The organism is Paraburkholderia sp. SIMBA_054 (assembly GCF_046534875.1).
Taxonomy (GTDB): domain Bacteria; phylum Pseudomonadota; class Gammaproteobacteria; order Burkholderiales; family Burkholderiaceae; genus Paraburkholderia; species Paraburkholderia hospita.
On the sequence record NZ_JAWRXV010001906.1, the window covers coordinates 1 to 228 of the forward strand.

At 55.3% G+C, this 228-nt stretch carries 1 protein-coding gene; it reads right to left on the reverse strand.

Annotated elements, in window-relative coordinates; all coding sequences use genetic code 11:
• Positions 1-228 (reverse strand): FAD-linked oxidase C-terminal domain-containing protein (locus tag SB822_RS61680; protein WP_410859747.1); only part of this gene is annotated, 228 nt, incomplete at both ends.

Below are 228 nucleotides of genomic sequence, written 5' to 3' on the forward strand. Positions count from 1 at the left end.
CTCCTCGGCATCGTGTGTCCACTGGAAATTGCCCCCACCATTGCCTGCAGCAATTTCTCCAAACAATTCCGCCTGTTCGGCAACGCCGCTTTCCGTGCCGTGGAACTCGACAAACAGATAGGGCTGCGCCTCGTAAGGCAGTTTGGAGTGGCGGATCAACGCCTGCATCTGAAGCGTGTTTACAAGCTCGATACGTGCAACGGGGATACCCATCTGGATGGTTTCGAT